Here is a 14038-nt window from a genome sequence, read left to right as displayed (position 1 = left end):
GGGAGGACGGGGAGTTCCTCGTGTTCGTTTGGTGCGTCCCGGGGCCCTCGTCGAGGGCCCCGGGGCCGGGCGGGTGTCAGCCGCTCACGCCGCGGCCCAGCTCCCACAGCTGGAGGGTGGAGGAGGAGTTGAGGGCGTAGGCGGCGCCGGTGATGCCGTCACGGGCGGCGATGTACTGCTTGCCCTGCCACAGCGGCAGGACGGGGACGTCCTCGGCGACGATGTCCTGGATGTCCGAGAGGCTCTCGACGGCGGCGATGCGGTCGGCCTCGCGCCGCGACTGCGGGATGAGGGTGTTGCGGATCTCGTTGTTGGCGTACGGCGAGCCGAGGAAGTTGTCGGCGTCGAGGAACGGGGCGAGGTAGTTGTCGGCGTCGGGGAAGTCGGGGAACCAGCCCATGCCGTAGACCTCGTACTCGCCCTCCTTCTCGGCGGGGCGGAAGGTCTCCCAGGGGGTGCCCTTGGTGGTGACGTCGAAGAGGTCGCTGTCGTTGAGCTGCTTCTTCAGGACCTCGAACTCGTCCTTGGTGGCGGCGCCGTAGTGGTCGGTGGTGTAGTGCAGGGTGAGCTTCACCGGGGTGGTGATGTCGGCCTCGGTGAGGGTGTCGCGGGCCTTGGACACGTTCGGGTCGCCGTAGGCGTTGAAGAACGCGTTGGTGTGGCCGGTGATGCTGGCGGGGACCAGCGAGTACAGCGGTTCGGCCTGGGAGCCGTAGACCTCGGTGACGAGTTCGCTGCGGTTGACGAGCTGGGCCATCGCCTGGCGGACGGCCTTGTCCTTCACGGACGGGTCGTCGGTGTTGAAGGCGAGGTAGCGGATCTCCAGGCCGGGCATGTCGACGAGGTCGATGTCGCTGTTGGAGCCGGTGGACAGCTCCTGGATCTGCTGGGGGTTCATGGTGCGGGTCATCAGGTCGATGTCGCCCTTTTCGAGGGCGTCGCCCATGGCGTCGGCGTCCGCGAAGGAGCGCAGTTCGACCTTGTCGTTCTTGACGTCGAGGGCACCCTTGTAGTTCGGGTTCCTGGTGAAGACGGCCTTGGTGAGCTTGCCGTCCTCCTCCTGCGCGTCGAGCCTGTAGGGGCCGGAGCCGTCGATGTCGAAGCCGTCGCGGAGCTTGCCCTTGTCGTAGTCGTCGGGGTTGACGATGCCGGCGACGGGGGTGGACAGCTTGTACGGGAAGGTGGCGTCGGCGGTGTTGAGGTGGAAGATCACCTCACGGTCGCCCTTGGTCTCGACGGTGTCGATGGTGGAGAGCAGGGCGAAGACGCCGCTGTCGGCCTTGATGGCGCGGGCCCGGTCGATGGAGTACTTGACGTCCTCGGCGGTGACGGGGTCGCCGTCGGAGAACTTGAGGTCCTTGCGGAGTTCGCAGGAGTAGCGCTCGTTGCCCGCGTCGCTGAAGGAGCAGGACTCGGCGGCCTCGGGGACGGGTTCGCCGTCGCCGCGGGGCTGGACCATCAGGGTCTGCACGGTCTGGCGCAGGATGTTCCAGGTGCCGACGTCGTAGGCGTAGGCGGGGTCGACGGGGGCGGGAGCGTCCTCTGAGGCGATGAACCCGTCCGTGGTGCCGACGACGATGGCGTCCGAGTCGCTGCCGCTGTCGGACCCACCGCAGGCCACCAGCACCGGCGCGAGCAGGCCCACGATGGCCGGCAGCACCAAAGTCTTGCGGTTCATGCTCGAGTTTCTCCAGATGTCACGTCCGTGTACCCGGCATACAGGGGTGGCGTAGCCGTTCCACGAGGTTGGGGATGTCGTTCTCGCGACGAGATTAGTCCGCGCTTGCAGCGGCGTTCACAGCCAGTGGAGTTGAGGCACCATCACGCTGTGAAACCGGGCGTGGACAGACCGAAAACCCGACACGGGAAGGTTTCCGGCAGCGGTCCATGAATCAGGGCACAAGGGCATGGCGTACCGCCCCGTAACGGGACGGGAAGCACATGCGGGGGTGGCTGTCGACCCGGTGAGGGGTGGCGAACGTCACACTTTCAACCAGGGGGTGGCGAGCCGGAATTCAGCCAACCGGCGGAGTCGAATTCCTTTGCGGACGTCGGTCCGGGGCACGGGATGAATTGGCGCTCTATCCGTACGGCACGGTGGGTGAACGGCTAGCGCATTTGTGTCACAAGGCCGCGCAGAAATGCCAGGTCGACCTCTTCCAGGGAAGACACCACGGTGCGCCGGTCGGCGGGGGCGATGGGGGCCACGGAGGGGACGGCGACGACCTGGCAGCCCGCCGCCTCGGCCGCCGCGACGCCGGTGGCGGTGTCCTCGATCACCGCGCATCTGGCCGGATCCGCGCCGAGTCCGGCGGCGGCGAGGAGGTACGGGTCGGGGTGCGGCTTGGTGCGCGGCACCTCGTCGCCGGCGACGGTGAGCGCGAAGTGCTGGGGGCCGAGCGAGGTGAGGACGCGGTCGATGATGCGCCGGTGCGAGGCCGACACCAGCGCGGCGGGGACCTGGTGCGCGGCGAGTTCGGCGAGCAGCCGGGCGGCGCCCGGCATCAGCGGCAGGGAGTGGTCGATGCGGTCCTCGAAGCCCTGGTTGAGCAGGACGGTGAGTTCGGCGAGGGTGATGTCGGCGCCGGTGGCCTCGATGAGGAATCCGGCGCTGCGGCTCATGGGGCCGCCGACGACGACATGGCGCCAGGAGTCGTCGAGAGTGTGGCCGAGGGCGGCGAAGACCTCGGCTTCCACGTCCCACCAGAAGCCCTCGGTGTCCACCAGGGTGCCGTCCATGTCGAGGAGCACCGCCTGGAGCGCGGAGCCCTCGCCTGTGCGGGTGCCCGGCGCGGGGAGCGTGGTCGTCATCCACCAACCTCCTTCAGGGACGCACAGGCCGGTTCCCACGCGGGGAACCGGCCTGCGAGCAGTGGACCGACCATTGTACGACGGATCCGATCAGCGGGCGGTGCGGCAGGTCACGGGACGGCCGTGGCCCGCTGGAGCACGGGTCAGCGGGCGTTGAAGTACTTGGCCTCGGGGTGGTGGATGACGATGGCGTCGGTGGACTGTTCGGGGTGGAGCTGGAACTCCTCCGAGAGGTGGACGCCGATGCGCTCCGGCTGGAGCAGGTCGGCGATCTTGGCGCGGTCCTCCAGGTCGGGGCAGGCGCCGTAGCCGAGGGAGAAGCGGGCGCCGCGGTACTTCAGCGCGAACATGTCCTCCATGGCGGCGGGGTCCTCCCCGGCGAAGCCGAGTTCGGAGCGCACGCGCGCGTGCCAGTACTCGGCGAGGGCCTCGGCGAGCTGGACGGACAGGCCGTGCAGTTCGAGGTAGTCGCGGTAGGAGTCGGACGCGAAGAGGCGGGCGGTCTCCTCGCCGATGCGGGAGCCGACGGTGACGACCTGGAAGCCGACGACGTCGGTCTCGCCGGACTCCTCGGGCCGGAAGAAGTCCGCCAGGCACAGTCGGCGGCCCCGCCGCTGGCGGGGGAAGGTGAAGCGGGTGGTCTCGTTGCCCCGGTCGTCCAGGATGATCAGGTCGTCGTCCTTGGAGACGCAGGGGAAGTAGCCGTAGACCACGGCCGCCTCCAGGAGGTTCTCGGTCTGGAGGCGGTCCAGCAGGCCGCGGAGCCGGGGGCGGCCCTCGGTCTCGACGAGTTCCTCGTAGCTGGGGCCTTCGCCGGTGCGGGCCTGCCGCAGGCCCCACTGGCCCTTGAAGAGGGCGCCCTCGTCGAGCCAGGAGGCGTACTCCTTGAGCTGGATGCCCTTGACGATGCGGGTGCCCTGGAACGGCGGGGTGGGGACGGGGTTGTCGGTGGCGACGTCGGAGCGCGCGTGGCCTTCCTCGGGGCGTTCCTCGACCTCGGTGGCGGCCGCGCGGACCCGGCGCTGCTTCAGCTCGGGCAGCTGGACGCCGGGCACGCCGCGCTTGACGCCGATGAGGGCGTCCATCAGGCGCAGGCCCTCGAAGGCGTCGCGGGCGTAGCGGACCTCGCCCTCGTAGACCTCGTGCAGGTCCTGTTCGACGTAGGCGCGGGTGAGGGCGGCGCCGCCGAGGATGACGGGGTAACTGGCGGCCAGGCCGCGGGCGTTCAGCTCCTCCAGGTTCTCCTTCATGATCACGGTGGACTTGACCAGGAGTCCGGACATGCCGATGACGTCGGCCTTGTGTTCCTCGGCGGCGTCCAGGATCGCGGAGACGGGCTGCTTGATGCCGAGGTTGACGACGTTGTAGCCGTTGTTGGAGAGGATGATGTCGACGAGGTTCTTACCGATGTCGTGGACGTCGCCGCGGACGGTGGCCAGCACGATGGTGCCCTTGCCCTCGGCGCCCTCGACCTTCTCCATGTGGGGTTCGAGGTAGGCGACGGCGGTCTTCATGACCTCGGCGGACTGCAGCACGAACGGCAGCTGCATCTGGCCGGAGCCGAAGAGTTCGCCGACGACCTTCATGCCGTCCAGGAGGGTGTCGTTGACGATGGCGAGCGCCGGGCGCTCCGCGAGGGCGGCGTCGAGGTCGGCTTCGAGGCCGTTGCGCTCGCCGTCGATGATGCGTCGCTTGAGGCGTTCCTCCAGCGGCAGCGCGGCCAGTTCCTCGGCCTTGCCCGCCTTCAGGGACTTGGCGGTGGCGCCCTCGAACAGCGCCATCAGCTTCTGGAGCGGGTCGTAGCCCTCGGAGCGGCGGTCGTGGACGAGGTCGAGGGCGGTGGTGACCTCCTCCTCGCTGAAGCGGGCGATCGGCAGGATCTTGGACGCGTGCACGATCGCGGAGTCCAGGCCCGCCTTGACGCATTCGTCGAGGAAGACGGAGTTGAGCAGGATGCGGGCGGCCGGGTTGAGGCCGAAGGAGATGTTGGACAGGCCGAGGGTGGTCTGCACCTCGGGGTGGCGGCGCTTGAGTTCGCGGATGGCCTCGATGGTGGCGACGCCGTCCTTGCGGGACTCCTCCTGGCCCGTGCAGATGGTGAAGGTGAGGCAGTCGATGAGGATGTCCGACTCGTGGATGCCCCAGTTGCCGGTGAGGTCGTCGATCAGCCGTTCGGCGATCTCGACCTTCTTCTCGGCGGTGCGGGCCTGGCCCTCTTCGTCGATGGTCAGCGCGATCAGGGCGGCGCCGTGCTCGCGCGCCAGCTCGGTGACCTTCGCGAAGCGGGACTCGGGGCCGTCGCCGTCCTCGTAGTTGACGGAGTTGATCACCGCGCGTCCGCCGAGCTTCTCCAGTCCGGCGCGGATGACGTCGACCTCGGTGGAGTCCAGCACGATCGGCAGGGTGGAGGCGGTGGCGAAGCGGCCCGCCAGCTCCTCCATGTCGGCGACGCCGTCGCGGCCGACGTAGTCCACGCACAGGTCGAGCATGTGCGCGCCCTCGCGGATCTGCTCGCGGGCCATCTCCACGCAGTCGTCCCAGCGGCCGTCCAGCATGGCCTCGCGGAACTTCTTCGACCCGTTGGCGTTGGTGCGCTCGCCGATGGCGAGGTAGGAGGTGTCCTGCCGGAACGGCACCGACTGGTAGAGGGAGGCGGCGCCCGGCTCGGGGCGGGGGTCGCGCTGGACGGGGGTGAGGTCCCGTACCCGCTCCACGACCTGGCGGAGGTGGTCGGGGGTGGTGCCGCAGCAGCCGCCGACCAGGGACAGGCCGTAGTCGCGTACGAAGTTCTCCTGCGCGTCGGCGAGTTCCGGCGCGGAGAGCGGGTAGTGGGCGCCGTCGGAGGTGAGGACGGGCAGTCCGGCGTTGGGCATACAGGACAGCGGGGTGCGCGAGTGCCGGGCGAGGAAGCGCAGGTGCTCGCTCATCTCGGCGGGGCCGGTGGCGCAGTTCAGGCCGATCATGTCGATGCCGAGGGGCTCCAGCGCGGTGAGCGCGGCGCCGATCTCGGAGCCCAGCAGCATGGTGCCGGTGGTCTCGACGGTGACGGAGACGATCAGCGGGACGTCGTACCCGGCCGTCCGCATGGCGCGGCGGGCGGCGATGACCGACGCCTTGGTCTGGAGGAGGTCCTGGGTGGTCTCCACGAGCAGCGCGTCGGCGCCGCCCGCGAGGAGGCCCTCGGCGTTGCGCTGGTAGGCGTCGCGGATGGCGGCGAAGGTGGTGTGGCCGAGGGTGGGCAGCTTGGTGCCGGGGCCCATGGAGCCGAGGACCCAGCGCTGCTGTCCGGTGGCGGTGGTGTACTCGTCGGCCACCTCGCGGGCGATGCGCGCACCGGCCTCGGAGAGTTCGCCGATGCGGTCGGCGATGTCGTACTCGCCCAGGGCGGACAGGTTGGCGCCGAAGGTGTTGGTCTCGACGCAGTCGACGCCCGCGTCGAAGTACGCGGCGTGCACGGTGCGGACGATGTCGGGGCGGGTGGCGTTGAGGACCTCGTTGCAGCCTTCCAGCTGCTCGAAGTCGTCCAGTGTCGGCTCCTGGGCCTGCAACATGGTGCCCATCGCCCCGTCGGCGACCACCACGCGGCTGGCGAGGGCCTGCCGGAGGGCGGTGGCGCGGGTGCGGCTGTCGGCTGCGGACGGGCTCTGTGGCAACGAGGCCATGAAAGGGCTCCCTGGGGTGCGACGGCTGTCGGCTTTGCGTCTTCCGTGGACCTTCTCACGCTGGACGCACGCGGCAAGGGTAGCCGGGACCGGGGCCCGGTGGGCAGGGCGTCCACGACGCGGACGAGGATGGCGGGCGGCCCGTGCCGGGACCGGTACGGGCCAGGCTATTAGCCGCGGGTCGACATCGACCGGTAGTGTTCGGCATTGCCGAACGTTGTCCAGTGGGGGACATCGTGGTGCTCGCGACCCTCTCAGGCACCAGGGGTCGCTCGGCGGTATTCGACGGGCCGACGGCGGACGGTGAGTCCACCGGCCGACGGCAGGCGGAGGCCGGACGCCGTCGCGGCGCGACGGCCGAAGGGGACGGAGGCAGGACGGCGATGGCACGGAACATCCAGTCGCTCGAACGGGCGGCGGCGATGCTGCGGCTGCTCGCGGGCGGCGAGCGGCGGCTGGGCCTGTCGGACATCGCCTCGTCCCTGGGGCTGGCCAAGGGCACCGCGCACGGCATCCTGCGCACCCTCCAGCACGAGGGCTTCGTCGAGCAGGACGAGACGTCCGGGCGCTACCAGCTGGGCGCGGAGCTGCTGCGGCTCGGCACCACCTACCTGGACGTGCACGAGCTGCGGGCGCGGGCGCTGGTCTGGACGGACGACCTGGCGCGCTCCAGCGGCGAGAGCGTCCACCTGGGCGTGCTGCACCAGCAGGGCGTCCTGGTGGTGCACCACGTCTTCCGCCCGGACGACAGCCGTCAGGTGCTGGAGATCGGGGCCATGCAGCCGCTGCACTCCACGGCGCTGGGCAAGGTGCTGTCGGCGTACGACCCGGTGGCGCACAGCGAGGCACTGGAGGCCGACCGCAAGGCGTTCACGGACCGCACGGTGTGCGACCTGGACGGCTTCGAGGAGATCCTCGACCTCACGCGCGCGCGGGGCTACGCCGCGGACGTGGAGGAGACCTGGGAGGGCGTCGCCTCCATCGCCGCGCCGATCCACGACCGGCGCCGGATGCCGGTCGGCTCGGTGGGCATCACCGGGGCCGTGGAGCGGGTGTGCCGGGACGGTGAGCTCCGCCCGGAGCTGATCGCGGCGGTGCGGGACTGCGCCCGCGCGGTCTCCCGCGACCTGGGCGCCGGACGGTTCTGAGCGGCGGGCCGGACGACGGCCGCGTCACGCGTCGGGGGCCGGAACGTCGGAGGACGTTCCGGCCCCCGACGCATTTCGGGGCACCGTGAGCGGACATAAGGGTCGAAGGGTCATCCTTCATACACGGTCACACACAAAACATCGCCGACCCGTAGCGATCAATAACGATCGCACTTTCCACAACGGAACTCTTGACTCCGCGTAACGCCAGAGCAAGACTCCCGTCCATCGGTCGACAATGTCGAACACCTACCGGCAATAAACGTTAGAGTGTGACGACGCCAAAGGACAAAGGAGTCGCGGGTGTCCAGCTCCGACATCTTCATCGGCGAGACCATCGGTACCGCCATGCTCATCCTCCTCGGCGGTGGCGTGGTGGCCGCCGTGGTACTCAAGGCCTCCAAGGCCCGCAACGCCGGCTGGCTCGCGATCACCTTCGGGTGGGGCTTCGCGGTCCTGACCGCCGTCTACACCACCGCGCCCCTGTCGGGCGCCCACCTGAACCCGGCGGTGACCCTCGGCATCGCGATCAAGGACGGCGAGTGGGGCGACGTCCCCACCTACTGGGCCGGACAGCTCCTCGGCGCCATGATCGGCGCGGCGCTGGTCTGGATCGCCTACTACGGGCAGTTCCAGGCCCACCTCACCGACAGGGAGATCGTCGGCGGTCCGGGGGCGCAGGCCACCCAGGCCAAGGCGGTGGAGGCGCAGGAGAAGGGCGCCGGACCCGTTCTGGGCGTGTTCTCCACCGGTCCCGAGATCCGCAACGCGGTGCAGAACCTCGCCACGGAGATCATCGGCACGCTGGTGCTGGTGCTCGCCGTCCTCACCCAGGGCCTCAACGACGACGGCAACGGCCTGGGCACCCTCGGCGCGCTGATCACCGCGCTGGTCGTGGTCGGCATCGGCCTCTCCCTGGGCGGGCCGACCGGCTACGCCATCAACCCGGCCCGTGACCTGGGTCCGCGCATCGTGCACGCGCTGCTGCCGCTGCCGAACAAGGGCGGCTCCGACTGGAGCTACGCCTGGATCCCGGTCGCCGGACCGCTGATCGGCGGAGCGCTCGCGGCGGGTATCTACAAGCTCGCCTTCGTCTGACAGCGGCCCCGGCAAGCTGTCCCGCACACACACGCGCGTACCGCCCCCGTACCCACGGACCTCTCAGGAGCACACAGTGACCGACGCCCACACCGCCGGCATCGCCTCCCACGGCCAAGGGCCGTTCATCGCCGCCATCGACCAGGGCACCACGTCCTCCCGCTGCATCGTCTTCGACCGGGACGGCCGGATCGTCTCCGTCGACCAGAAGGAACACGAGCAGATCTTCCCCAAGCCGGGCTGGGTCGAGCACGACGCCACCGAGATCTGGACCAACGTCCAGGAGGTCGTCGCCGGCGCCGTCGAGAAGGCCGGGATCACCCGCGACGACATCAAGGCCATCGGCATCACCAACCAGCGCGAGACCACCGTGCTCTGGGACAGGAACACCGGTGAGCCCGTCCACAACGCCATCGTCTGGCAGGACACCCGCACCGACGCCCTCTGCAGGGAACTCGGCCGCAACGTCGGCCAGGACCGCTTCCGCCGCGAGACCGGCCTCCCCCTGGCCTCCTACTTCGCCGGGCCCAAGGCCCGCTGGCTGCTCGACAACGTCGACGGCCTCAAGGAGCGCGCCGAGGCGGGCGACATCCTCTTCGGCACCATGGACACCTGGGTCACCTGGAACCTCACCGGCGGCGTCAACGGCGGCAAGCACGTCACCGACGTCACCAACGCCTCCCGCACCCTGCTGATGAACCTGCACACCATGGAGTGGGACGCCAAGATCGCCGAGTCCATCGGCGTGCCGCTGGCGATGCTCCCCGAGATCCGCTCCTCCGCCGAGGTCTACGGCGAGATCACCGGCGGCGGGCTGGGCGACCTGCTCGGCGGCATCCCGGTCGCCTCCGCGCTCGGCGACCAGCAGGCGGCCCTGTTCGGACAGACCTGCTTCTCCGAGGGCGAGACCAAGTCGACCTACGGCACCGGCACCTTCATGGTGATGAACACCGGCGACAAGATCATCAACTCCTACAGCGGGCTGCTCACCACCGTCGGCTACAAGATCGGCGACCAGGACACCGTCTACGCCCTGGAAGGCTCCATCGCCGTCACCGGCTCGCTGGTGCAGTGGATGCGCGACCAGATGGGCCTGATCTCCACCGCCGCCGAGATCGAGACCCTCGCGCTCTCCGTCGAGGACAACGGCGGCGCCTACTTCGTGCCCGCCTTCTCCGGCCTGTTCGCCCCCTACTGGCGCTCCGACGCCCGCGGTGTCATCGCCGGTCTCACCCGGTACGTCACCAAGGCGCACCTCGCCCGCGCCGTGCTGGAGGCCACCGCCTGGCAGACCCGCGAGATCGCCGACGCCATGACCAAGGACTCCGGCGTCGAGCTGGCCACCCTCAAGGTCGACGGCGGCATGACCAGCAACAACCTGCTGATGCAGACCCTCGCCGACTTCGTGGACGCCCCCGTGGTGCGCCCGATGGTCGCCGAGACCACCTGCCTCGGCGCCGCCTACGCCGCCGGTCTCGCCGTCGGCTTCTGGAACAGCACCGACGACCTGCGCGCCAACTGGCGCCGGGCCGCCGAGTGGACCCCCCGCATGGACGCGGACGCCCGCGCCCGTGAGTACAAGAACTGGCTCAAGGCCGTCGAGCGGACCATGGGCTGGCTCGAAGACGAGAGCTGACGAACAACCTGACGAGGAGCCGTCGGGGGTCCGCTCCCGACGGCTCCGATGAGGAGTAGCAACCCGACATGACCAGTCAGTCCACCCTCCAGTCCGTGCCTGCCCTCGGCACCCGCCCGGCCACCGGCGCCAACCCCGCCCGCGCCGAGGTCCGCGAGCAGCTCTCCAAGGCGTCGTACGACCTCCTCGTGATCGGCGGCGGGATCCTGGGCATCTCCACCGCCTGGCACGCCGCGCAGTCCGGCCTGAGGGTGGCCCTGGTCGACGCCGGCGACTTCGCCGGCGCCACCTCCTCCGCCTCCTCCAAGCTCCTGCACGGCGGTCTGCGCTACCTCCAGACCGGCGCGGTGAAGCTGGTGGCGGAGAACCACTTCGAGCGGCGTGCGGTCTCCCGCCAGGTCGCCCCCCACCTGGCGAACCCGCTCACCTTCTACCTCCCCGTCTACAAGGGCGGCCCGCACGGCGCCGCGAAGCTCGGGGCCGGGGTCTTCGCCTACTCGGCGCTCTCCGCGTTCGGCGACGGCGTCGGCCACCTCCTCTCCCCCGCCCGCGCCCAGGCCGACGTGCCCGAGCTGCGCACCGAGAACCTCAAGGCCGTGGCCGTCTACGGCGACGACCAGATGAACGACGCGCGGATGGCGCTGATGACGGTCCGCGCCGCCGTCGACGCGGGCGCCGCCGTCCTCAACCACGCCGAGGTCACCGGGCTGCGCTTCACCCGGGGCCGGGTGACCGGCGCCGAACTGCGCGACCGGCTCTCCGGTGAGGAGTTCGGCGTGGACGCGCGGCTGGTGCTGAACGCGACCGGCCCCTGGGTCGACCACCTGCGCCGCATGGAGGACCCGAAGGCGGCGCCGTCCATCCGGCTGTCCAAGGGCGCCCACCTGGTGCTGAAGCGGACCTCTCCGTGGAAGGCCGCGCTGGCCACGCCCATCGACAAGTACCGCATCACCTTCGCCCTCCCCTGGGAGGACATGCTGCTGCTGGGCACCACCGACGAGGTGTACGAGGGCGACCCGGCCGAGGTCGCCGTCAACGACAAGGACATAGCCCAGATCCTCGACGAGGCCGCGTTCTCCATCCGCGACCAGCAGCTCGACCGGGACCTGATCACGTACGCCTTCGCGGGGCTGCGGGTGCTGCCGGGCGGCCCCGGCGACACCGCCAAGGCCAAGCGGGAGACCGTCGTCACCGAGGGCCGGGGCGGGATGCTGTCCATCGCGGGCGGCAAGTGGACGACCTTCCGCCACATCGGCCGCACCGTGATGCGCAAGCTGGAGTCGCTGCCGGGTCACCCGCTGGGCGACGACTTCGAGCCGGTCTCCGCACTGCCGAAGAAGCTGCCGCTGCCCGGCATCGCCAACCCGCGCGCGGTCGCCCACCGGCTGCTCACCGACCGCCCGGCGCCCGGCCCGCGGATGGCGCCGGACACCGCGCGGCACCTCGCCACGCACTACGGCTCCCTCGCCTTCGACATCGCCCGGATCGCCAACGAGGACCCGGCACTCGCCGAGCGCGTCCACCCCGACGCCCCCGAGATCTGGGCCCAGGTCGCCTGGGCCCGGGACCACGAATGGGCCGAGACCGAGGACGACGTACTGCGCCGCCGGACCACTCTGACCATCCGCGGGCTGGCCACGGACGACGTCCGCGCCAGGGTCCGGGACCTGCTCGACAAGGAGTAGCGGCGGGCCGGACGGAAGGACGAAGGGGGCGGCTCCACGGCGACGGGGCCGCCCCCTTCGTACGGCGTCGGTCATAATGCGCCCAGACATCGGATGTCTAGGGCGATGTCCTGCGCGACCGTGCGACCGTGGGAGGCCGACGATGGCAGTGACCGACGAGGCGATCGAGAAGATCAAGGGCATGATCGTCTCCGGTGCGCTGCGACCCGGGGACCGGCTGCCCAGGGAGAGCGAGCTCGCCGCCGACCTGGGGCTCTCCCGCAACTCCCTGCGCGAGGCGGTGCGCGCCCTGTCGCTGATCCGGATCCTGGACGTGCGGCAGGGCGACGGCACGTACGTGACCAGCCTGGACCCGCGGCTGCTCCTTGAGGCGCTGAGCTTCGTGGTCGACTTCCACCGGGACGACACGGTGCTGGAGTTCCTCGGGGTGCGCCGCATCCTGGAGCCCGCCGCCACCGCGCTGGCCGCGTCCCGGATCACCGCGGCGGAGCTGGACGCGCTGGACGGGCGGCTGGACGCGCTCGGCGCCGCGCCGTCGGTGGAACAACTGGTCGCCTGCGATCTGGAGTTCCACCGGGCCGTCGGGCAGGCGTCCGGCAACACGGTGCTGGCGTCCCTGCTCGACGGCCTGTCCGGACCGACCACGCGGGCCCGGGTCTGGCGCGGTCTGACCCAGCGGGACGCCGTCAGCCGCACCCTGCGCGAACACCGCGCGATCCTCGCCGCGCTGCGCGACCGGGACGCCGAGGCGGCCCGCTCGTGGGCGACCGTGCACATCGCGAGCGTGGAGCAGTGGCTGCGCGGCGCGCTGGGGGACGCCGCCTGACAGCCCAGCCCGACAGCTCGGATGAATCGGTAAGTGTTCCGGGGTGATGATCGGGGCAGTGATCCGTTCACTGCCCCGTGCGAGGGGGCTGCGGGCGCCCCCGTGGAACGCCGTAAGGTTGGGACGTCAGGCGAGGGCACGTCGGAAGGAGGCACTGGGTGATCGAGCTAGAGGGGGTTCCCGAGCTGATCGACCCAGTCATGGTGGCCGCGTTCGAGGGCTGGAACGATGCCGGCGACGCCGCCTCCACCGCGGTCGCGCATCTCGAGAGGGAGTGGAAGGGCGAGGTGTTCGCGGCGCTGGACGCCGAGGACTACTACGACTTCCAGGTCAACCGCCCCACGGTGTGGATGGACGCGGGCGTCCGCAAGATCACATGGCCCACGACGCGGCTGTCGGTGGTCCGGATCGGCGGGGACAAACCGCGCGACCTGGTACTGGTGCGGGGCATCGAACCGTCCATGCGCTGGCGCTCGTTCTGCAACGAGCTGCTGGGCTTCGCCCATGAGCTGGGCGTGGAGCTGGTGGTGATCCTGGGCGCGCTGCTCGGCGACACCCCGCACACCCGTCCGGTGCCGATCAGCGGGACCACGTCCGACGCGGACCTGGCCCGGCGGATGGACCTGGAGGAGACCAAGTACGAGGGTCCCACGGGCATCGTGGGCGTCCTCCAGGAGGCGTGCGCGCACGCGGGCGTCCCGGCGGTGTCGCTGTGGGCCGCCGTACCGCACTACGTGTCGCAGCCGCCCAACCCGAAGGCGACGCTGGCCCTGCTGAACCGGCTGGAGGACCTGATCGACGTCCGTATCCCGCTGGGCGAGCTGCCGGAGGACGCGCGGGCCTGGCAGGTGGGCGTGGACCAGCTGGCCGCGGAGGACAGTGAGGTCGCCGAGTACGTCCAGTCGCTGGAGGAGGCCCGGGACACCGCCGAGCTGCCGGAGGCGTCGGGCGAGGCGATCGCGCGCGAGTTCGAGCGGTATCTGCGGCGCCGGGACGGCGGCGGGCCGGGCTCCGGTCCCGGTCCCGGTGGGCACGCCACCGACGGCGGGGACGGTCCGCCGTACCTGCGGGACAGCCCGGGTGAGCGGGCGCGTCCCCCGAAGCCGCCGAAGCCGGAGACGGAGACGGACACGGAGACCGACGGGGGCGACTCCTCCTCGGAGGAGTGACGC

General features: G+C 70.6%; 9 protein-coding genes. 6 read left to right on the top strand and 3 right to left on the bottom strand.

From position 1 onward, the window contains the following. Window positions 1-76 precede the first annotated feature (76 nt). The 3 genes from ABZ659_RS14395 to metH form a co-directional block, all read right to left on the bottom strand. Complete coding sequence (locus ABZ659_RS14395) at window positions 77-1678, bottom strand: ABC transporter substrate-binding protein (protein ID WP_360218276.1); 1602 nt, start codon at window positions 1676-1678, stop codon at window positions 77-79. A 431-nt stretch (window positions 1679-2109) separates the two neighbouring features. Further along, complete coding sequence (locus ABZ659_RS14390; RefSeq protein ID WP_360218273.1) at window positions 2110-2811, bottom strand: HAD family phosphatase; 702 nt, start codon at window positions 2809-2811, stop codon at window positions 2110-2112. 143 nt (window positions 2812-2954) lie between these two features. After that, the gene (metH, locus tag ABZ659_RS14385) at window positions 2955-6473 is read right to left on the bottom strand and encodes a methionine synthase (RefSeq protein WP_360218270.1); all 3519 of its coding nucleotides are present in this window, start codon (window positions 6471-6473) and stop codon (window positions 2955-2957) included. A 383-nt stretch (window positions 6474-6856) separates the two neighbouring features. Here metH and ABZ659_RS14380 point away from each other — a divergent pair, with 383 nt between their 5' ends. The 6 genes from ABZ659_RS14380 to ABZ659_RS14355 all read left to right on the top strand — a co-directional run bounded on the left by ABZ659_RS14380 (window position 6857) and on the right by ABZ659_RS14355 (window position 14035). Further along, window positions 6857-7621: an IclR family transcriptional regulator gene (locus ABZ659_RS14380; protein ID WP_360218267.1), complete on the top strand. Its 765-nt coding sequence runs from the start codon at window positions 6857-6859 to the stop codon at window positions 7619-7621. A 303-nt stretch (window positions 7622-7924) separates the two neighbouring features. Then, window positions 7925-8719, top strand: coding sequence for an MIP/aquaporin family protein (locus tag ABZ659_RS14375; protein ID WP_360218264.1), 795 nt, complete (start codon window positions 7925-7927; stop codon window positions 8717-8719). A gap of 76 nt (window positions 8720-8795) precedes the next feature. Continuing rightward, window positions 8796-10355 (top strand): glycerol kinase GlpK, encoded by a 1560-nt coding sequence (gene glpK, locus ABZ659_RS14370; RefSeq protein WP_360218261.1) that lies wholly within the window; start codon window positions 8796-8798, stop codon window positions 10353-10355. 68 nt (window positions 10356-10423) lie between these two features. Then, complete coding sequence (locus ABZ659_RS14365; RefSeq protein ID WP_360218258.1) at window positions 10424-12040, top strand: glycerol-3-phosphate dehydrogenase/oxidase; 1617 nt, start codon at window positions 10424-10426, stop codon at window positions 12038-12040. A 142-nt stretch (window positions 12041-12182) separates the two neighbouring features. Beyond that, window positions 12183-12866 carry a FadR/GntR family transcriptional regulator gene (locus ABZ659_RS14360; RefSeq protein ID WP_360218255.1) on the top strand — a complete coding sequence of 228 codons (684 nt, stop codon included), beginning with the start codon at window positions 12183-12185 and terminating at the stop codon, window positions 12864-12866. Between the two features lie 158 nt (window positions 12867-13024). Further along, entirely contained in the window at window positions 13025-14035 is a 1011-nt protein-coding gene (locus ABZ659_RS14355) for a PAC2 family protein (RefSeq protein ID WP_360218252.1), read from the top strand. Window positions 14036-14038 lie beyond the last annotated feature (3 nt).

Origin of the sequence: Streptomyces sp. NPDC006997 (genome assembly GCF_040635175.1) — a bacterium.
GTDB lineage: Bacteria > Actinomycetota > Actinomycetes > Streptomycetales > Streptomycetaceae > Streptomyces.
This window is presented reverse-complemented; position numbering and strand designations above follow the sequence as displayed.

What these genes read in the sequence shown, in the direction of transcription:
- ABZ659_RS14395 (WP_360218276.1), bottom strand. Translation starts at nt 1,678, where the DNA reads ATGAACCGCAAGACTTTGGTGCTGCCGGCCATCGTGGGCCTGCTCGCG.
- ABZ659_RS14390 (WP_360218273.1), bottom strand. Translation starts at nt 2,811, where the DNA reads ATGACGACCACGCTCCCCGCGCCGGGCACCCGCACAGGCGAGGGCTCC.
- metH (WP_360218270.1), bottom strand. Translation starts at nt 6,473, where the DNA reads ATGGCCTCGTTGCCACAGAGCCCGTCCGCAGCCGACAGCCGCACCCGC.
- ABZ659_RS14365 (WP_360218258.1), top strand. Translation starts at nt 10,424, where the DNA reads ATGACCAGTCAGTCCACCCTCCAGTCCGTGCCTGCCCTCGGCACCCGC.
- ABZ659_RS14380 (WP_360218267.1), top strand. Translation starts at nt 6,857, where the DNA reads ATGGCACGGAACATCCAGTCGCTCGAACGGGCGGCGGCGATGCTGCGG.
- ABZ659_RS14360 (WP_360218255.1), top strand. Translation starts at nt 12,183, where the DNA reads ATGGCAGTGACCGACGAGGCGATCGAGAAGATCAAGGGCATGATCGTC.